The sequence below is a fragment of the Bradyrhizobium sp. 2S1 genome (genome assembly GCF_011516625.5).
GTDB classification, from domain to species: domain Bacteria; phylum Pseudomonadota; class Alphaproteobacteria; order Rhizobiales; family Xanthobacteraceae; genus Bradyrhizobium; species Bradyrhizobium septentrionale.
Genome location: NZ_CP147717.1, coordinates 3864382 through 3883119, shown reverse-complemented (window position 1 = coordinate 3883119; position 18738 = coordinate 3864382). Strand labels below are relative to the sequence as shown.

22 protein-coding genes and 2 pseudogenes are annotated in these 18738 nt (G+C 61.6%); 13 read left to right on the top strand and 11 right to left on the bottom strand.

What is annotated here, in order from left to right:
• Positions 1 to 27: 27 nt before the first annotated feature.
• Positions 28 to 189 (bottom strand): DUF2934 domain-containing protein, encoded by a 162-nt coding sequence (locus tag HAP54_RS18380; RefSeq protein ID WP_084518397.1) that lies wholly within the window; start codon positions 187 to 189, stop codon positions 28 to 30.
• A gap of 687 nt (positions 190 to 876) precedes the next feature.
• Here HAP54_RS18380 and HAP54_RS18375 point away from each other — a divergent pair.
• Complete coding sequence (locus tag HAP54_RS18375) at positions 877 to 2223, top strand: IS5 family transposase (protein ID WP_166298615.1); 1347 nt, start codon at positions 877 to 879, stop codon at positions 2221 to 2223.
• Positions 2224 to 2851: 628 nt separating this feature from the next.
• On the opposite strand, the gene HAP54_RS18370 is transcribed toward HAP54_RS18375, so the two are convergent.
• Genes HAP54_RS18370 through HAP54_RS18355 form a run of 4 tightly spaced genes read right to left on the bottom strand, consistent with a single transcriptional unit; the run spans position 2852 to position 4836 of the window.
• Entirely contained in the window at positions 2852 to 3328 is a 477-nt protein-coding gene (locus tag HAP54_RS18370; protein WP_035978340.1) for a DUF3147 family protein, read from the bottom strand.
• Positions 3325 to 3672, bottom strand: a complete 348-nt coding sequence (locus HAP54_RS18365; protein ID WP_029084926.1) for a DUF3147 family protein — start codon at positions 3670 to 3672, stop codon at positions 3325 to 3327. Before HAP54_RS18365 ends, HAP54_RS18370 begins: the two co-directional genes overlap by 4 nt.
• On the bottom strand, positions 3669 to 4274 hold the full coding sequence (locus tag HAP54_RS18360; protein WP_166302455.1) for a cupin domain-containing protein: 606 nt from the start codon (positions 4272 to 4274) through the stop codon (positions 3669 to 3671). Before HAP54_RS18360 ends, HAP54_RS18365 begins: the two co-directional genes overlap by 4 nt.
• Complete coding sequence (locus tag HAP54_RS18355) at positions 4261 to 4836, bottom strand: phosphatase PAP2 family protein (RefSeq protein ID WP_166302453.1); 576 nt, start codon at positions 4834 to 4836, stop codon at positions 4261 to 4263. Before HAP54_RS18355 ends, HAP54_RS18360 begins: the two co-directional genes overlap by 14 nt.
• A 190-nt stretch (positions 4837 to 5026) precedes the next feature.
• Between HAP54_RS18355 and HAP54_RS52525 the strand changes: the two genes are divergently transcribed.
• The 3 genes and pseudogenes from HAP54_RS52525 to HAP54_RS18340 all read left to right on the top strand — a co-directional run bounded on the left by HAP54_RS52525 (position 5027) and on the right by HAP54_RS18340 (position 6599).
• Complete coding sequence (locus HAP54_RS52525) at positions 5027 to 5176, top strand: hypothetical protein (RefSeq protein ID WP_166302450.1); 150 nt, start codon at positions 5027 to 5029, stop codon at positions 5174 to 5176.
• 20 nt (positions 5177 to 5196) lie between these two features.
• Positions 5197 to 6145, top strand: a pseudogene (locus HAP54_RS52520) (YihY/virulence factor BrkB family protein).
• A 160-nt stretch (positions 6146 to 6305) separates the two neighbouring features.
• Positions 6306 to 6599, top strand: a complete 294-nt coding sequence (locus HAP54_RS18340) for a hypothetical protein (RefSeq protein ID WP_224741879.1) — start codon at positions 6306 to 6308, stop codon at positions 6597 to 6599.
• 103 nt (positions 6600 to 6702) lie between these two features.
• Here HAP54_RS18340 and HAP54_RS18335 read toward each other — a convergent pair.
• A protein-coding gene (locus HAP54_RS18335; protein WP_166204126.1) for an IS3-like element ISRj2 family transposase occupies positions 6703 to 7832 on the bottom strand; the annotation gives its coding sequence in 2 pieces (ribosomal slippage) (positions 6703 to 7580 and positions 7580 to 7832; 1131 coding nt in all).
• Between HAP54_RS18335 and HAP54_RS18330 the strand changes: the two genes are divergently transcribed.
• From HAP54_RS18330 to HAP54_RS18310, 5 genes and pseudogenes are all read left to right on the top strand, one after another.
• Positions 7796 to 8272 carry a hypothetical protein gene (locus tag HAP54_RS18330; RefSeq protein WP_166302448.1) on the top strand — a complete coding sequence of 159 codons (477 nt, stop codon included), beginning with the start codon at positions 7796 to 7798 and terminating at the stop codon, positions 8270 to 8272. The two genes, HAP54_RS18335 and HAP54_RS18330, sit on opposite strands and share 37 nt — an antisense overlap.
• Positions 8269 to 8574 carry a hypothetical protein gene (locus tag HAP54_RS18325; RefSeq protein WP_166302445.1) on the top strand — a complete coding sequence of 102 codons (306 nt, stop codon included), beginning with the start codon at positions 8269 to 8271 and terminating at the stop codon, positions 8572 to 8574. Before HAP54_RS18330 ends, HAP54_RS18325 begins: the two co-directional genes overlap by 4 nt.
• An 83-nt stretch (positions 8575 to 8657) precedes the next feature.
• A pseudogene (istA, locus tag HAP54_RS18320) lies at positions 8658 to 10148 on the top strand (IS21 family transposase); the annotation flags it as partial.
• 8 nt (positions 10149 to 10156) lie between these two features.
• A complete protein-coding gene (gene istB, locus HAP54_RS18315) occupies positions 10157 to 11020 on the top strand; it encodes an IS21-like element helper ATPase IstB (protein WP_166294386.1) in 864 nt (287 codons plus the stop codon).
• 120 nt (positions 11021 to 11140) lie between these two features.
• Positions 11141 to 11380 (top strand): hypothetical protein, encoded by a 240-nt coding sequence (locus tag HAP54_RS18310; RefSeq protein WP_166302442.1) that lies wholly within the window; start codon positions 11141 to 11143, stop codon positions 11378 to 11380.
• 288 nt (positions 11381 to 11668) lie between these two features.
• Here HAP54_RS18310 and HAP54_RS18305 read toward each other — a convergent pair whose 3' ends face one another.
• Positions 11669 to 11899: a hypothetical protein gene (locus HAP54_RS18305; RefSeq protein ID WP_165127406.1), complete on the bottom strand. Its 231-nt coding sequence runs from the start codon at positions 11897 to 11899 to the stop codon at positions 11669 to 11671.
• Between the two features lie 62 nt (positions 11900 to 11961).
• The gene (locus HAP54_RS18300) at positions 11962 to 12222 is read right to left on the bottom strand and encodes a hypothetical protein (RefSeq protein ID WP_166302439.1); all 261 of its coding nucleotides are present in this window, start codon (positions 12220 to 12222) and stop codon (positions 11962 to 11964) included.
• 359 nt (positions 12223 to 12581) lie between these two features.
• On the opposite strand from HAP54_RS18300, the gene HAP54_RS18295 reads away from it, so the two are divergent.
• The 4 genes from HAP54_RS18295 to HAP54_RS18275 all read left to right on the top strand — a co-directional run bounded on the left by HAP54_RS18295 (position 12582) and on the right by HAP54_RS18275 (position 15737).
• Positions 12582 to 12758, top strand: a complete 177-nt coding sequence (locus HAP54_RS18295; protein ID WP_165127410.1) for a hypothetical protein — start codon at positions 12582 to 12584, stop codon at positions 12756 to 12758.
• Between the two features lie 1200 nt (positions 12759 to 13958).
• Positions 13959 to 14606 (top strand): CoA transferase subunit A, encoded by a 648-nt coding sequence (locus HAP54_RS18285; protein WP_166302437.1) that lies wholly within the window; start codon positions 13959 to 13961, stop codon positions 14604 to 14606.
• A 3-nt stretch (positions 14607 to 14609) separates the two neighbouring features.
• Positions 14610 to 15260 (top strand): 3-oxoacid CoA-transferase subunit B, encoded by a 651-nt coding sequence (locus HAP54_RS18280; protein WP_166302434.1) that lies wholly within the window; start codon positions 14610 to 14612, stop codon positions 15258 to 15260.
• Positions 15261 to 15278: 18 nt separating this feature from the next.
• Entirely contained in the window at positions 15279 to 15737 is a 459-nt protein-coding gene (locus HAP54_RS18275; protein WP_029084595.1) for a MaoC family dehydratase, read from the top strand.
• A gap of 16 nt (positions 15738 to 15753) precedes the next feature.
• Here the strand turns inward: HAP54_RS18275 and fabI are convergent, their stop codons facing one another.
• Genes fabI through HAP54_RS18260 form a run of 3 tightly spaced genes read right to left on the bottom strand, consistent with a single transcriptional unit; the run spans position 15754 to position 18727 of the window.
• Positions 15754 to 16545 carry an enoyl-ACP reductase FabI gene (gene fabI / locus HAP54_RS18270; RefSeq protein WP_166302431.1) on the bottom strand — a complete coding sequence of 264 codons (792 nt, stop codon included), beginning with the start codon at positions 16543 to 16545 and terminating at the stop codon, positions 15754 to 15756.
• Entirely contained in the window at positions 16542 to 17756 is a 1215-nt protein-coding gene (locus HAP54_RS18265) for an acetate/propionate family kinase (RefSeq protein WP_166302428.1), read from the bottom strand. Before HAP54_RS18265 ends, fabI begins: the two co-directional genes overlap by 4 nt.
• Before the next feature lie 5 nt (positions 17757 to 17761).
• Positions 17762 to 18727: a phosphate acetyltransferase gene (locus HAP54_RS18260; RefSeq protein ID WP_166302425.1), complete on the bottom strand. Its 966-nt coding sequence runs from the start codon at positions 18725 to 18727 to the stop codon at positions 17762 to 17764.
• Positions 18728 to 18738 lie beyond the last annotated feature (11 nt).

Here is an 18738-nt window from a genome sequence, read left to right as displayed (position 1 = left end):
TCCCCTCGCACTCGCAGCAAAGGTTGGTCACAACGTATCCGGGGTCCGCAGCGGCGATCCTTTATCCTCGTTGAGCAATTCCTGCTCGGCCAGATGCCAGAACTCCTCATCCCGTTCTTCCGGTTTGCCGGCCTTCTCCCAAAGCTTATAGGCGCGCGCCGCTACTGCTTCGTCAATCCGTCTGTTCATTGGGCCTCTCCTGCCCCTTAAACGGAGAGATACTTTATGCGTTCCTTCGATTATGCTCCCGATTATGAGACCATCGGAGAAGACGTTGCTACCTTACCGCCAGGGACACCACTCGGACCGTGGCCCACACGATCGAAGGCGGCCGGGCGCCGGGTGTCAAAATTCCGGCACCGGCATAGCGGGCTCGCCAGGAAACAAGAACGGGCCTGCGCCGGGCCAAGCACCGTAGGCTCGAATCCTCAGAACGAGCACGTTCAGCAGCAGGATTCTTCGAACGTGAAAGGGTTGCCCGGCAACAAGAGCGGGCCGCCTGCGAAGCGTTAACAGTACTCCAAGCCGGGCCGCCCCGACGATCGACCGGCGCGGCTTTCGTGCCACTAGGCGCCTTAGGCCGCTTAAGGATTTTTGCCGTGCCCGCAAGCTGAGGGTTTCGTCCGTCTAGCCAGCATCTGCTCGATCAACTTGACCGCACAGGTCTTGACGAAAGAGTTCGCGCGGCCCGGCGGTCGAGTAACCTAGTCGCCCGTTAAGAAGCTTCCAGGCGACTGATCTGGAATCGTAATTTGGCTGGAATGACGTTCTGAGATTGCAAGGTTTTGGTGTTTTGTGCATCGGAAGCTTGCAATTTCGTTTTCGAGATTCCCTCGACGGGCGAAGCATGATTCCCTGTCCGCATCGGAGGGCACGATGCGGCCGAAGAAGCACAAAACGACGGGAGCGAACGATTTTTTCCGGGCGCGGCTCGACCAGATCATCAATCTGAAGCACGAGCTGGTCCGGCTCACCGGCAAGATCGATTGGGACTGGATCGACGGCGAGATCGCGCCGCTCTACAGCGAGAACGGCCGGCCGGGGATTGAGACCCGCTTCGTGATCGGGCTGTTGTTGCTCAAGCACATTTACGGGCTGTCCGATGAGGGGGTATGCGAACGCTGGGTCCACGACCCGTATTTCCAGTACTTCACTGGCGAAGAGTTCTTCCAGCACGCATTCCCGCACGAGCGCTCGGACCTGAGCCATTGGCGCAAGCGGCTCGGCGACAGACTGGAACTGCTATTGGCCGAGAGCCTGCGGGTGGCGCACGACGTCGGCGCGTTACGCGGCAAGGACCTTGAGCGGGTCACGGTCGACACCACGGTGCAGCCGAAGGCCATCACCTTTCCGACCGATGCCAAGCTGCTGCATGCGGCGATCCAGGGGCTCAACCGCCTAGCGAGGAAGCACGGAGTGCGGCTGCGGCAATCCTATTCTCGGATCGCCAAGGCCACCGCGATGATGGCGGGACGCTACGCCCATGCCAAACAGTTCAAGCGGCACCAGCGGCAGTTGCGCATCCTGCGCAGCCGCCTGGGCCGGATCATCCGCGACATCCGCCGCAAGATCGAAGGCCAGGATGCGCTCGAAGAGGCGTTCGCACTCCCGTTGAGCCGGGCCACGCAGATCCGCTCGCAGCAGCAGCGCCAGCGCGGCTGGAAGCTGTATTCCTTCCATGCCCCCGAGGTGGAGTGCATCGGCAAGGGCAAGGCCAGCGCGCCTTACGAGTTCGGCGTGAAGGCTTCCATCGTCACCAACAACCGGCCTGCTCCCGGCGGCCAGTTCGTGCTGCACGCCAAGGCGCTGCCCGATAACCCTTACGACGGTCACACCCTGCGGGACGTCATCGACCGAACCGAGACACTCACCGGCTGCGCGATCCAGTGCGCCTTTGTCGACAAGGGATACCGCGGCCATGACGCACAGAACCCGCGCCGCGTCTTCATCTCCGGCCAGAAGCGCGGCGTCTTCGGCACTATCAAGCGCCAGCTGCGGCGCCGCTCCGCTATCGAGCCCGTGATCGGCCATTTGAAGGCTGACGGACACCGCGGCCGCTGCTACCTCAAAGGCCGCGCCGGCGATGCCGCCAACGTCATCCTCTCCGCCGTCGGTTACAACTTCCGCCGCATCCTCGCCTGGCTAAGGGCTCTTTGGTACCTCTTCCTGGCTGCCTTCTTCTCAGTCACCAGCCACCGCACACCACTCAAATCGGCTTCTTAACCGACGACTAACCTAAATGCGGGACGCATCGAGGATGAAGCAGGCGGCCGTTTAGCTTTGCGAGCTTGCGCTGGACTTAAGCAAATTTCTAGCTCGTGTGCGCTCTTCTGTGCGAGTTGGAAGGGGCAGACCCAAGCTGCGGGCCCGCAGATAAACCGAATGGACAGGACGCCTCAGTGCGACTGCGATGCGGTTAGCACTCGCGCGCGCAGCGATCAAAGCTTTCAGTCGCTCAACTTCTTCAGCAGTCCACTTTCGATAGCGCATTTTGTTTTAATCGTTCGGGAACGGGTGCGTTCCTAGGCGGCTACTGCAAGCTCTGGCGAGAAGATGGAGCGTCCGCCTCGCGCAAGAGCGTTTCTTTTAGGTCCGCTAACCCGTCGCCCTGCAAAAGCGGACGAAGTGTGCTTATTGCCGCACCTGCAACCTATGGCCCGAACCTTGGTTCCGTCCGGATCGCGGTAGTCCCAAGCGATCTAGAACAGGAACTTGGTCACGACGAGATCGCGCGCTTCCTCAATACTAATCTGAACGAAGAGGGCGGCCAACACCAAGCTCAACACGGTGTCGCTGCGCAAGGCGTCAAGCCAAGGCTTCGAACGCAGCTTGATTGAAATTCAAGATGGTTTCAGCGGCTCCGCGACAGCGCGGGGCCGCTTTCTCTTTGAGCTAACCGGACGACGCGGACCTGGCGCCGCACGAGCCAGGCGGTGACTGCCACCGTCAGCCAAGCCAGGGAAGCGCCGATGAACGCGCATGCCACGTTTCGCTCCACGAGGAGCCAGAACACTGCGGCGAAGGCGAGCATGCCGAAAGCGCCCAGCGCGGCACCGGCGGCGTCGAGTGCGGCGGCCTCCTGCCCTCGCCGCCTCCCTTCAAGACCAGCCTTCTGTTTGCGACGGATTTCGTGCTTCTCGATCAAGGTCGCGCTGGCGCAGAAGATTGCCGGGAGCGCGAGGAAGAGACCTCCGATCGAGGGTCCGTAAGAACCGCTGATAAGCCCCGTGAACACGGTGGCAGCGCCGCCCAGGGCGAAACGCACCAAGTATTCGTACCACCGCCCTTCACGCAGCGACGAGGGCGTGACCTTGATCGGGAGCCTCACGCCTGCCCTCCCGCGAGCACCCACAGACCGAAGGCTACGCCCACCCAGACGGCAATCGAGACGATTGTCGCCGGCAACGCCCGCATCCCCTCACGCACGAGGAGCTGGCAAACTAGGATGCTGTAGACCACCAGCCCGACCGCGCCGGCCATCATGGAAAGGCTTTGCGAACCGGCGTAGGTGGCGCCGTGCTGATAGATCGCGAGGCCTAGTGTTGCGAGCGCGACCGAAGGCGCCGCCCCGAACAGACCGGCGAAGCTCTTCGGTTTCAAGACATCGCCCAGCATCGAGAACGCCGACACGACGGCGCCTCCGATTAGGAAACGGAGGACATACTCGCTCATTTCTGCTTCTTCCAAAGCTTCATGAGCGGCCCTGCGGCGCCGTAGGCCGGATCCTTGCGCGGCACCGGTACTTTCGGGATGGTCTTCAGCGCACGCCGACGTTCCTCGGCGGTTGTACACTCGTCGTAGGTGCCCGCCGGGGGATAGGCGCCGACGACCAGGAAGTCCTTGTCCGCCGACAGACATTGATGCCCGGTTCCAGCGGGCAGGATCGCAACGTCGCCGGCCTTCAGCGTGAATATCCTGCCTTTGCTGCCGCCAAAGCGTATTCGGCCCTTGCCGCGGGCGATGCCGAGCACCTCGTGAATCCGTGAGTGATAGTGCACGTAGTCGTAGATGCCGTCGCGCCAGCTATCCCCCCAGCCGTTGGCCTCGAACAGGTCTTCGAGCACCGCCGCCGGATCATGCTGCTCGTCGAGGCCGACGACGCCTCGGTAGAGCATTAGCGGCCAGCGCGGATGGTTGGGCACCAAGCCATCGTCCTTGAACCGAACGGTATGGGGCTTTCGGGGCCGCGCGAGCCCGAAAGCCTGCCGCCTGCCCGGGCGGCGGAGACCGGTCGCACGCTCTGCGTATTCCTTCAGGTCCTCAAGTATCGGCATCATCTGTCTCCTTGGCGGGATAGCCGGTCCACAGGCGAAGCATTCGTTCGAGCGCCACACCAAGGGCGAAGCCGACGACGACGTCGCTTGCCCAGTGCGCCAGCACGATGATGCGCGTCAAACAGAGGCCGACCGCAAGCGCGCAGATCGCACGGCGCGGCCACGGAGACAGGGGACCGGCCGCCGATGCGAGCGCGCCCATGTGCATCGCGTGTCCGGACGGAAAGGCGTCTTCGCGCTTGCCGGAGAACGAGATCCCGTGAATATGTCCCAACACGGTCCTTCGGTCCGGCCGCGTCTGGTCGAAGACCGACTTCATAACGTGCGGCAGCAGCGATGCTATTGCCGCGACCAGCAGCGCATGGTTGCCGGCGCGGCGCAGCGGCCTTTGTTTCGTACGGGTGGCCATCCAGCCCGCAGCGGCCAACGCCAGAAGGATTTTCTCGTCGGCGCCCCAAGTTAACCCGCGTGCAATTTCCTCCACGCGATAGTTGGTCTTGCGCGCCACCGTCCGTGCGATCCTCTCGTCGATCTTCGTCGGTTTCACAGTGAGAAGAGACATCGGTCCTCTGGTTTTTCGATCTACAGATTCCATAACGCGGAAGTGGGTGCCCGGTTCTCCACCGCCCGGCGTCCGCCACCACGCTCAGGGAACGGCCGTAAGCCACGAAGGCGGCTGCGTGCCGTAACTTGTGACGGATGCGAACCGGGTCCGGATGACCTGGACTGGACACGACGCGTGCGAAGTTGAGGTGCCCGCCACCACCGGCTTCGGCACGAAGGTGCTCAAAACCACAATCGAGCGGAGCGGTGGCGAGATCGAGCGCGACTGGCGCTCTGAAGGTCTCTGCGTCCGGATTTCGCTGCCGCTGAAATCGCTGCGAGGCCGATGGAGCCTTTGAGCAGGAACCCAACCTCCGCGGTGAGATTGAAGTTCGCGGAGGATGTGACGGCAGAACCCGGAAAGATTGGAGCCCGACGCGCGGAGGGCACCGGATGGAGTCTGGCGGCAGAGGTCTGATGGCTGTCGCTTTTCTGTGGGATCGCATCGTCCCGCCCGACCGGTTCGCCCAGCCGGAAAAGGACGAAGCGTTCCCTAAAAACCGAGAAACCGACCGACATGCCTCGCCCGCCGAGATGGCGACCGAGGGTAAAGATCGCGGACGGCACGCCAGCTCCCCCGCCCAAATCCCGGCACGAGGATGGCGCGTCTACGGCAACATCGGTGAGCACCGCATTCTCGCGCTCGCGGCCGGCATGACCTACTACAGCCTGCTCGCGAGCTTTCCCGCGATTGCCGCCCTCGTCGCCATCTACGGCCTGTTTGCCGATCCCGCCAGCATCGCCAAGCACCTCGACGAAGTCGCCGGTAGGATTCACAGTCGGAGGGATTGCCTTCGTCCTTGCGGCGCTCGGCGGGGTCGTCGTGATCCCGGTGGTGTTGCAGTAGTAGGTCTGTCGAACACCGCCCGACCTTCTGATCCGGATTGGTCGCTGGCCGGCTCTCTTCGTGGGCGCTGGCACTCGCCCTCGCCTGCATCTGCCGCTTCGGCCCAAGTCGGCAGGCGCCACGCTGGTCCTGGATCACCTGGGGCAGCGCCGCAGCCGCCGTCCTGTGGCTTGTTGCCTCAGTCCTCTTCTCCTTCTACGCCGCCAATTTCGGAACCTTCAACGCCACCTACGGCTCCTTGGGAGCGGTCATCGGCTTCATGACTTGGCTCTGGATTTCGGCGATCACGATATTGCTTGGCGCAGAGCTCAACGCCGAGATGGAGCATCAGACTGTTCGCGACAGCACGCCCGGAAGGCCCAAGCCACTCGGCGTCAGAGGTGCCAAGATGGCAGACACCGTGGGGCCAGATCGGTCCTAAAAATTCCCGCGAAAGCTTCGGGGCTTGCCGTCGTCCCGCCACGAACGCGGTCGATAGCCGGTGCGATTCTTCGCTGCCACCACGGCGCCGCTGCCTCGGCCATCCCTCGCTGGAACCAAGCTCCTACCGCTCCGTTGAAACCGGCTTTGAGGACGCATCCATGTCAAAGGGTGATGAACTCCGCTACGGCGCGCCCGGAAACGCGGTTCATATCTGCGTAGACATGCAAAGGATGTTCGCGATAGGCACGGATTGGACGATGCCCTGGCTGTCTCGTGTCTTGCCCAATGTCGTTGCGATTACGTCGGCCCATCCGGAGCGGACTATTTTCACCCGCTTCATTCCGGCGCAAAGCCCTGGTCAGGGCGTCGGGATGTGGCGGCGTTACTACGAGCGCTGGGACTCGATGACAGAGCTGGCGCCGGTTGTTTGGACAGCGCCCCGCGGGATTTAAGTGGATTCCTGCCGGGTTATGCTGAACGCGGGGCCTTACGATTTTGTCGTTGCGTCGGGAGGGCGTAGCCCGACCAGAGCGACGACAAAATCGTCGGCGACGGTCATGCGGCCATCACCATAGCTTGCGTGCCGAAGTAAGCCTCGTCGGGCGTGCGCCCGTCAAGGCTCGAGTGAGGGCGTCCCTGATTGTAGAAGGCCAGATACTTGGCAATTGACGCTCGCGCCTCGGACACGCTGTCGTAGGCGCGGAGATAAACTTCTTCGTATTTGACCGTGCGCCAGAGCCGCTCGACAAACACGTTGTCGCGCCAGGCGCCCTTGCCGTCCATGCTGATGGCGATCTTCGCGTCCAGCAGCACATCGGTGAACTCGAGGCTGGTGAACTGGCTGCCCTGGTCCGTGTTGAAAATCTCGGGCCTGCCGTGCTTCGCCAACGCCTCCTGGACCGCTTCGACGCAGAAGGCCGCCTCCATTGTGATCGAGACGCGATGGGCCAGGACCCGTCGGCTGAACACATCGACGACCGCCGCGAGATAGACGAAGCCACGCCGCATCGGAATGTAGGTGATGTCCATTGCCCACGCCTGGTCGGGCCGCTCGATCTTCAATCCGCGCAACAGGTACGGGTAGATCTTGTGACCCGGTGCCGGCTTACTCGTGTTCGGGCGACGATAGACCGCCTCGATCCCCATGCGCTTCATCAGCGTCGCGATGTGGCGGCGACCGGCGTATACGCCCTCCCGCCGCAGCAACGATCGCTGCATACGCGCTCCCGCGAAGGGATAATCGAGATGCAGCTCATCGAGCCGACGCATCAAGGCAAGGTCCTCGGCCGAAACTGGCCGAGGTTCATAGTAGACCGTGCTGCGAGCCAGCTTCAGGACCTTCGCCTGGCGCACGATAGAAAGATCATGACCGCGGTCGATCATCGCTTTGCGCTCAGCAGGCCCGCCTTGGTGAGCGCGCCGGACAAAAAATCGTTTTCCAACGCCAGCTCGCCGATCTTGGCATGTAACGCCTTCAAATCGACCGGCGTCTCGGCCGACGCCTTGTCATGCCCAAACACGCCGGCGGCGCCTTCCAGGAGCTGGTTTTTCCAGATCGTGATCTGGTTCGGATGAACATCAAACAGTTGCGCCAGCTCCGCCAGCGTCTTGTCGCCTTTGACCGCAGCCAAAGCAACCTTCGCCTTGAATGCCGGAGAATGCATCCGGCGGCTCTTCTTCGTCATCTTCGCTCCTGATTCGCGGCAAGAATCCTCGCCGCTGTCAGGCAGAAAATCCACTCAAGCTACTGTCCGAATTTGCGGAGCCAGCTCTCAACCACGCCGAACAGTGGGAATGGAAATGCGGCTTCTATCCGGGATGCGACCGATCGACCGGCGGCCCGGCCGGGACCTTCAACCAGGCGCGCGCGGCGTTCGAGGCCGAATGGGAATTACTGCTGCCGTCCCTGACAGAGGCGGACTTCCAGGCCTGGCGAGACCAGCGCGACTGGATCGAGCGCAAGCAGGCCATGTGGGCGCGCGGCGAAAAGCTGCCTTCTCAACAGCCATCGTCGCTGATGCGCTGTCCGTGTGGCGCAACATTTGATAGCCATCGGCCCGCTGAGAGCCAAATCCACACCCCACACATTTACGCCGCGCAGAAGCGCGATGGAATCCGACGATGAACATGAAGGAAGCGCGCCTCTGGGCAGATCCCGAGACGGCTGCCCGCAGGATCATGGAGCACGCTCGAGCGTTCGAGCCGATCCAGGACGGCCGGATCTACATCGAGAGAATCAACTATCCGTTCATCGACAAGGACGGCGCTTCGCCAGCCGAGTACACCGCCGGGCTCAATTACGCCATCGAGCACGATTGGCTGGAGAAGCACGAAAGCGGGACCTACGTGAAGATGCTGCAGGCCGGAAACGATCTGTTCACGAGAGAGCCGCCATCTGTCATTCGGCCTGCAATATTGACCCCCTAAGCCGGGGGATCGGCGTCCAAAATTGACCCCCTACAGATTGATCTGTTGCGCTGCCTGCTTTGGAACGAAGCAGGTGGTGGGGGATGCTGATCGTGGAGACAATTGCCCGGATCCGGCGCGAGCACTTCATCAAGGGCAAGACGATCAAGGAGATCGCCCGTGACCTGAAGGTGTCGCGGAACACGGTCCGGAAGGTGCTGAGGTCGGGAGAGACCTCCTTCGAGTACGAGCGGCAGGTGCAGCCGCGGCCAAAGCTGGGACGATGGGCAGTAGAGCTTGACGGATTGCTGGCGGCGAACGCGGCCAAATCGGCTCGTGAACAGCTGACGTTGATCCGGATCTTCGAAGAGCTGCGCGGCCGCGGCTACGACGGCGGTTACGATGCCGTGCGGCGTTACGCCAGGCGGTGGAGCAAAGAACGCGGGCAATCGACCGCGGCGGCTTATGTCCCGCTGAGCTTTGCCCCAGGCGAAGCCTACCAGTTCGACTGGAGCCACGAGGTGGTCTTGCTGAGCGGGACCACGGTGATGGTGAAGGCCGCCCATGTCCGGCTCTGTCACAGCCGCATGCTGTTCGTGCGGGCCTATCCGCGGGAGACGCAGGAGATGGTGTTCGACGCCCACGACCGGGCGTTCGCTCTGTTCAAAGGCACCTGCACCCGCGGCATCTACGACAACATGAAGACCGCCGTAGAGACGATCTTCGTCGGTAAAGGGCGTCTCTACAATCGCCGCTTCCTGCAGATGTGCAGCCACTATCTGGTCGATCCGGTCGCCTGCACGCCGGCGTCGGGCTGGGAGAAGGGGCAGGTCGAGAACCAGGTCGGGCTGGTCCGGGAGCGCTTCTTCACGCCGCGGCTGCGGTTCAAAAACCTCGACGAGTTAAACGCCTGGCTGCTCGACAAATGCATCGCCTACGCCAAGGCTCATCGCCACCCGGAGCTGGTCGATCAGACGATCTGGGAAGTGTTCGAAGCCGAGCGTCCCAAGCTCGTTCCCTATGCCGGCCGCTTCGACGGCTTCCATGCGGTGACGGCATCGGTCTCGAAGACCTGCCTGGTGCGCTTCGACAACAACAAGTACTCGGTCGCAGCCAGCGCAGTCGGACGGCCGGTCGAAGTCCAGGCTTATGCCGACCGCATCGTGATCCGTCAGGATGGACGCATCGTTGCCGAGCACCCGCGATCCTTTGGCCGCGGCGAGACGACCTATGATCCCTGGCACTATGTGCCGGTGCTGGCTCGCAAACCCGGTGCCTTGCGCAACGGCGCTCCCTTCAAAGACTGGGTGCTGCCGGCCGCGATCGAGCGGATCCGGCGCAAGCTTGCCAGCACCGACGATGGCAATCGGCAGATGGTCGACATCCTCACCGCGGTGCTGACTGACGGTCTGTCCGCGGTGGAAGCGGCCTGTGCCGAAGCGCTCGGTCATGGCGTCCATTCCGCCGATGTCGTGCTCAACATCCTGGCCCGTCAACGTGAACCCGCCCCACCGGCCAACATCATGACGCCGGCCGCACTGACGCTCCGTCATGCACCGATCGCCGATTGTGCCCGCTACGACAACCTCCGGAGGACCATCTGATGGAACGAACCCAAATCTTCGACCTCATGGGCGAGCTCAAGCTCTACGGCATGAAGGCTGCCTTCGACGAGATCATGGCAACTGCCGTCAAGCGCCAGCACGAACCTCAGCGCATTGTCGGCGACCTGCTTAACGCCGAGATCAACGAGAAGCAGGCCCGCTCGATCAAATACCAGCTGACCATTGCCAAGCTGCCGCTTGCCAAGGACATCGCCGACTTCCAGTTCGACGGCACGCCGATCAATCAGACTCTCGTCAATGATCTCGCCAGCGGCGGCTTCATCGCCCAGCAACGCAATGTCGTGCTGGTTGGCGGCACCGGCACAGGCAAGACCCACCTGGCCATTGCCATCGCCAGAAGCTGCATCCGATCCGGTGCCCGCGGCCGCTTCTTCAACGTAGTCGACCTCGTCAATCGCCTCGAGACCGAGACCCGCAACGGACGGCAAGGACGGCTCGCCGAGCATCTGACCCGGATGGACTTCATCGTGCTGGATGAACTCGGCTATTTGCCCTTCGCCCAGTCCGGTGGCCAGCTCCTCTTCCACCTCGTCAGCCGGCTCTATGAGCGCGCCTCCGTCATCGTGACGACCAATCTCGCCTTCGGCGAATGGCCGAGCGTGTTCGGCGACGCCAAAATGACCACAGCGCTGCTCGACCGATTGACCCATCACTGCGACATTGTCGAGACCGGCAACGATAGCTGGCGGTTCAAGAGCCGAGACGACGATCACGCCACCCGCGCTCGTCTCGCCTCCGCTATCCCGGCCAGCTCCGACGAGACGAGCGCTACCAGCAAAGCCCGCCGCACGAAGGGGTCAAAATTGGACGCCGATGAGGGGTCAAATTTGCAGGCCGATTGACAGCCATCTGCCTCAATGAGGCTTACGTAGCTTTTAAATTATCTCGCGCCTATGGTCTTTCTTCTTCACCAGAAATTGGCTGGTCTCAGAGCTGGTGTCGAAACCGCGGGAGGGCCTAGGATGAGGATGACGTTTGCTGCTTTTGTCGCAGTCGCGACGATTGCCGGTTCGCTCGTTGCAACGCCCGCAAGCGCCCGACGTAATGTCGCCCCCGGCGTCTCGGTTTCGGATCGCTATTGGCCCGCACCTTACGGAGCGAGTCCTGGGCCATACGACGATTTTGGCAGTTTCGAATGGGTGACGCAACGTTTCTGGAATGGCAATGGCTGGCGGATCCGCCGGGTGCGGGTCTGCGGCTGATCCGCGATGACGGCGAGATTTGCAGGGCTTAGCAACCATCGACATCGAGCGGAGGCCGTCGAAATGACCGGGACCGCACAGCGCAAGGCCGAAGAACACAGCAGCGATGAGCGATCCATCCCGGCGAACTCGATTTAAGGAGGACAAGCTGATACTGCGGCGCGTGAGTCCGCTCTTGGCTCACAGCCGACGGTCTCTTTGACCATCGTAACGTCAGCTCGTCGTCTAGTTGGCCGCGCTGGGCGGGTTTTGACCCAACTAGGATTCCGCCTAACCATTCGCGTTAATTTACGCGGCCCGTTCCTTGTCCGACCGTTCCTCGACAGTGGTCGCGGTTTCTTCAAACCCCTTCTCGTAATTGCCCGCGAACCTCTCGATACTGTCGGCCCACATCCTCAGCATTGAGACCTGAAAGTGCATTATTGGCTTCAAGGCACTCATGCCGATTGCTGTCGCTTCGGTGATGCGCCTTTGTGGGTCGCGCGCGAAACGGTCTACGTTAGAGGTCTTGTCTGCCATGCAGTCTACTCCTTCTGCTCTGGTGTTGTGGCCCAAAGCTAAGTGTCGGGTTGTGCACTGCGTTATTCTAAACACTCGGCCAAAACTCGATCTGCCGCGAGTCTCGCACCTCGGTCGTCATACAATTCGTCCAGTTTTTTCAAGTAAGCGACTGCCGCTATTTGCAAGAGATCGAAATCATATTCGCCGGTATCACGAAGATTGGTGACGTAGCGATAAAGGGCGGAACGCCTGCTATCGTTCTCGCTGATACCGGCGTGGAGCAGCAAGTAGTTCCGCCAAGCGAACGCACACGCGCCTTCGATGGCTTGAGAAGTCGTCATGGGCACCTCCCTAAAACCAGAAAAGACTGACGAGCCAGTTCGTTCCGCGAATTTCTCACATGTGATGCTGTTCCGTCGGTGCGCCGCAAGGTGTTTGCGCGCGGGCGATGTCGGTGCTGCGGTCGGCGACGTCCCATGATGTAATCGGTCACGCGGTTGGCCGTTCCTAGGGACAGCGCTGGGCCGCGAACTGAGGCTTAGTCGCCTTTCGAGAGGGCTGATTTGCCAGAATGACCGTGCGTGGCTCCCTGGAAAATTGAGACTGCAGAACGTGCGCGACGGTTCTGGCCCGCCAATTCCGTGTCTGCCCCTCCGAAAAAGGGGTAAAGTGCCTCAGGGTCACATCCGAGGAGCAACACATGACCCTACAAATCCCCGAGGTAGTTCCCACCAGGATCGACCGGCGTGTCTTCGCGATCATGGGCAACACGATGCCACCCCGAGATCCCGATGACGACGAAGAGGACGAAGAGCAAGACGACGAAGAGGACCGAACCGACGAACCGCCGGTCGTGCGCGAGCCGGACGAAGACTGAGCAGGATCGGAGAGCGTGATCCCCAGCCTACGTGCGGCGCGCTGGCGCGTCCGGCGGCTCTCAAGGTCGTTCTAATTCCGAGAGAGCCGGCAGACGTTGAACGAACCACGGTTCCCGGCGGAGCAACCTGTTGGCTTTCACTGGTGCGGGAGGAGAGCATGACCCTCATATGGCTTGGTGTGCTCCTGGTTTTCGGCGGCGTGCTCCAGATGGCGTATCGGCCAATCTGGCAAGGCCGATTGAGCGGTGGAAGGTGGCTTCGCTCCGGGCGGGACACGCTGGAACCTGAAAGACCGGGTAGTGGCTTCGGCATCAAATCGAGTTGGCCTGGACTTGTGATGGTCGCGCTTGGCGGCGCTTTCCTGCTGGCCGGAGCTGCCGTCTGAGCTGGACGAATGTCTCAGGCGATGCCCGTTATCATGTACTAAAGCCATGTCTCTTCTTGGCCCTTTTCGGAAAGGCCGCGCTGGCTATCGAAAGTCTGGTGACGGGGTTTAAGCGGACGTCACGGTTGCGTCATCCGACTTGTTTGACCCAAAAACCGTCATTGGAAACGTGCGCAAGCAGGAGCCGATGCGATCCAAAGGTTCCAACTAACCTGTAAAACTACCTGTGATCTGAGCAACTACTCAGCAGGTTGACATTGCTATCCATGGTCGGTTTGTATTTTCGCTCGGGGAAAGCGATCTCCCCGCGAGGCGACATGCCCAAGCATCGCGTCCTGTTCACCAAGGGCGCACCATGTCGTCATACCCATCGGTCTCACCGGACAGATTGTCCCGTCTCATCGGCACCGCCAAGGAGCCGGCGCTTGTCGACGTTCGCCTCGATGAACATTTTGCCTCTGATCCACGCTTAATCCCGGGCGCTATCAGCCACTCCCATCTCGACGTCAAGGACTCGGCTTTCCGCCTCAATGCACCAGCGCGAAGATCACCAGCAACGCGATGGTGATGATCTGTTCACCACCGATGGGTATCGGTCGTTTGTCCATGACCCACGCTGAATCGAAACGGCTCCGGCTTTGCGCCGCATCGAATTTGAAAGCAGCCGCCTAATCCAGGCACAGATCTATCGGGATTGGGCGCCGCAAAGACGACGAATGACGCCCTGACTTTGACCCAGATCAACGTTGCCATCACGCCAAACGACAGTGTTCGCTGAACCATGCTACCTCGGACCGATTGCGGGAGCTTGAACATGAAGGCCGTATCCGCCGAAGAAGCTGTTGCGATGATCCCGAACAACGCGCGCGTCATGGTCGGCGGCTTCATGGGCGTGGGCACGCCGGAGCGCCTGCTTGACGAACTGGTCCGACAGAACAAATCGGGCTTGGTGCTAATCAGTAACGATGCGGCAACGCCCGGCAAGGGTGTCGGCAAACTGTTCGAGGGCTCGCAGGTGTCGAGCATGATCGGCACCCATATCGGGCTGAATCCGAAGGCGCAGCAGCAGATGCTGGGCAAACAGATCACGGTCGACCTGATTCCGCAGGGCACTTTCGTTGAACGCATCCGCGCGGGCGGCTGCGGTCTTGGCGGCGTGCTGACGCCTACCGGCGTCGGCACGCTGGTCGAGGAAGGCAAACAGAAGATCGAAGTCAACGGCAAGCCATATCTGCTGGAGACCGCGCTGCGCGCCGATTTCGCGCTCGTACACGCCTTCCTGGCCGACTATGCCGGCAACCTGTCCTATGCTCTCACTGCACGAAACTTCAATCCAGTCATGGCGATGGCAGCCGATACCGTGATCGTGACCGCCGAACATATCGTTCCGGTCGGCGTCATTGCTCCCGATCACGTCATCACGCCGGGACCATTGGTCGATTATCTCGTCGCAAACGGGTGACCCATGGATGCACAAACCATCATCGCGCGTCGTGTAGCGAGGGAACTACGGCCCGGCAACCTCATCAATCTCGGCATCGGGATTCCGACCCTGGTTGCAAACTACGTTCCCGCCGAGCTCAAGGTATTCTTCCAGTCCGAGAACGGCTTGATCGGCACTGGTCCAATTCCCGAACAGGGCATGACCCATCCGTTGCTAACCGATGCCGGCGGCAAGCCGATCAGCGCATTGCCGGGAGCGGCCATTTTCGACAGTGCGATGTCGTTCGGCCTGATCCGCGGCGGTCACGTCGACATAACGGTGCTGGGCGGCCTGCAGGTCGACGCCGCCGGCCACCTCGCCAACTGGATGATCCCGGGTAAAATGGTGCCAGGCATGGGCGGCGCCATGGACCTCGTCGGCGGCGCCAAGCGCGTCATCGTCGCCATGCAACATGCGGCAAAGGGAAAGTCGAAGATCGTCGCCAGGTGCAACTTGCCTCTGACATCCGCGCGCGCCGTGGATCTCGTGGTGACCGATCTTGCGGTGATCGCCTTCCCGGGTGGCAACGCGACCCTTCTGGAAACGGCGCCGGGCCTAACGGTCGCCGAGGTCCTGGCGGTGACGGACGCCGAGCTCACAATTCCCGATGCAGTTCCGGAAATGATCCTCTGAAGAGAGCGAGCCTACGCCATGCGGATTTTTAACGGGTTTGACGAACTCAAGGCAGCGGTAGGCACCGAAATCGGCGTCAGTGACTGGCTGGAGGTAACGCAGGAGCGCATTAACAAATTCGCGGATGCCACCTGCGACGAGCAATGGATCCATGTCGACCAGGAGCGCGCGAAGGCCGAAATGCCTGGAGGTATGACCATCGCGCATGGCCTTCTGTCGCTCAGCCTGACACCGATGTTCATCCGCTCGGTGATGGGCCTGAAAGGGCTGAAAAACACAATCAATTATGGAGCGGACCGGATCCGGTATCTGGCGCCAGTCCCTGCTGGATCAAAGCTGCGCGGTCGCGTCAGCATCGTCGAAGCGGTCGACGTGCCGCCGAACGGGCTGAGGGTTCACTACCGCGTGGCGATCGAGATGGAGGGCGGCACGCGCCCCGCTTGCGTCGCCGACGTCATCGGCCTGCATTACAGCTAGCCGGACCTTCCGCGCTCTAATCGATAATGTGGTAACCGCCGTCGACGTACAGCACGCTTCCCGTGATCAGCTTGGCGCCGTCGAGCGCAAGAAACGCCGTGGCCTTGCCAACGTCATCGATGCTGACGAGACTGCGCGTCGGCGCCTGCGACTGTGCCTTGTCCATCAATTCATCGAATTCAGGAATCCCGGATGCCGCGCGCGTGGCGAGTGGCCCCGGCGAAATGGCATGGACCCGAATGCCTTTCGGGCCGAGCTCGGCCGCAATGTAGCGCACCGCCGCCTCAAGCGCCGCCTTCGCGACGCCCATGACATTGTAGTTCTTCACCACCATTTGGCTGCCGTAGTAGGTCATGGTGAATAACGTGCCGCCGTTCTTCATCAGCGGTTCCGCAAGATGGGCCATGCGCATGAACGACCAGCAGGACACGTCCATGGTCTTCTGGAAGCCCGCCCGATCGACGTCGACCACACGGCCGTGCAACGCTTCCTTCGGTGAGAACGCGATCGAGTGAAGCAGGAAGTCGAGCTGCCCCCACTCCTTCTCGATCCGCTCGAATACCTTCTCGGTCTCGCCCTCGACCATGACGTCAAGCGGCATGAAGATCGGCGATTCCAGCGCTTTGGCCAGCGGCTCGACGTGCTTTTTGGCCTTCTCGTTCAGATAAGTGACAGCGAGGTCGGCACCGAGCGCGCGAAATGCCTTGGCACAACCCCAGGCGATCGATTGGTCGTTGGCTATACCAACGATCAAGCCCCTTTTGCCCTTCAGCGCGATCTTGGTCTCAGGATAAACCGGGATACTCATGACACTCGCTCGCTTTTTGAATTTGGCAATGGCTGGCTCATGAGCAGCGTCAACGTATGCTGCGCGATCATCAGTTCCTCATCGGTCGGCACGACGTAGACGGGAACTCGGCTGTCTGATCGAGATATTTTGGTCGCGTGCCGTGCGTTCTCGACGGGATCGAGTTCGATCCCGAGCCATGCCAGCCTTTCCGAGATGCGGGCACGGATCGAAACCGAGTTTTCGCCGATCCCCGCGGTGAAGACGAAGCCGTCGAGCCCTTCCAGCGCGGCTGCCAGCATGCCGGCGTTGAGGCCGACGCGATAGACGAAATAGTCGATCGCAAATACAGCCCGCGGGTCGGCGCTATTCTCAAGCTCGCGCATATCGTTGCTGACGCCGGACAGACCTTTCAAGCCGCAATCGCGGTACAGGAAGTCTTGTACCTTGGGCGCGGACATTCCCTTCTCGGTGAGCAGGTACAGGACGACACCGGGATCGATCTGGCCGGGCCGCGTTCCCATCGCAAGACCATCGAGAGCCGTGAATCCCATCGTGCTCTCGACGCTCCGGCCTGCCCGCATCGCACACATCGAGGCGCCGCTGCCGAGATGGGCCACGATCACACGTCCGACCGCGACCTCCGGCGCCATCTGCGGCAGCCGCTTGGCCACATATTCGTAGGACAAGCCATGGAAGCCGTAGCGCCTGATGCCTTCGGCGTACAGTTGGTGCGGAATGGCATAACGGTCCGCCAGCGGGTCATGATCGCGGTGGAACGCCGTATCGAAGCAGGCCACCTGCGGCAAGGCCGGAAAATTGGTCATCAGAGATTTAATGGGCGCCAGATTGTGCGGCTGGTGCAGCGGCGCCAGCGGCGCATAGCGTTCCAGCCGCGACAGGACCACGGGATCGATCAGCACCGGACGCGCGTAGTCCGGACCGCCGTGAACAACCCGATGGCCGACGGCGACGGGGTTGATTCTGAGCTCATCTCTCAACCAGGAGCCCGCGACGGACATGGCGGCAGGAACATCGGCAATCGCCTCGATCGGATAAGCGCGGTCGACCAGCGGCTCGCCGCTGGACCCGCTGGCACGCATCCGCGGCCGGCTGCCGATGCCATCGATCTGGCCCTTCAGTTGCCGCCACAGGTGACCCTCGCCTTCCACCTCGAAGACCTGAAATTTCACGCTGGAGGAGCCGGCATTGACGACAAGGATCGTATCCATGGTGGTCACGCTGCTGCGATGGGAGCACTGCGACGCCGGGCAGCCGCGTAGAGGCAGGCCACGGCAGCGGATGCCATCCTTGACCTCGCAGAATCGGCGCGCGACGTGAGCACGATCGGTACGCGCGCGCCGAGCACGATGCCGGCGCCATCCGCTTTGGCGAAATAAGCCAGATTCTTCGCCAGCATGTTGCCGGACTCGAGGTCGGGCACGACCAAAATCTGGGCCCGGCCAGCGACTTCAGACCTGATGCCCTTGATCCGCGCCGCCTCCATGTCGATCGCATTGTCGAAAGCGAGTGGACCATCGAGCAGCGCGCCGGTAATCTGCCTGCGGTCTGCCATCTTGCAGAGCGCAGCCGCCTCGATGGTCGACGGGATCTTCGACGTCACCGTCTCGACCGCCGACAGGATTGCCACCCGCGGTGTCGCGCCGAAGCCGGCCTGATTATAGAGATCGACGGCGTTCTGGATGATATCGCGCTTGTCGTCGAGGTCGGGGAATATGTTGATGGCGGCATCGGTGACAAAAATTGTTTCGGTATAGGTAGGCACATCCATGACGAACACATGGCTAATACGCCGATCGGTGCGCAGCCCGCCGACTTTTGCCGTCACGCTGCGCATCAGTTCATCGGTATGGAGGCTGCCCTTCATCAGGACTTCGCCTCTGCCTTCATGAATCAGCTCGACAGCCTTGGCCGCGGCAGCGGCCTCTGTTGGCGGCGTATCGACGATCTCATAGCCCGCGATGTCGAGATTGTGCTTCGCTGCGGCATCCCGGATCCGCGCGGCCGGACCGACAAGAATCGCCTTGATGATCCCAGCTTCAGCGGACTCGATCGCCCCTCGTAGTGAGTTCTCGTCACAGGGATGCGCGACGATCGTGGAGACCGACGGGACGCCCTTCGCGGCGACTATGAGGCGATCGTATTTCGAGCCCGGCTGGGTCTCGTTCGCTCCGGTTGCCATGATACCCATCG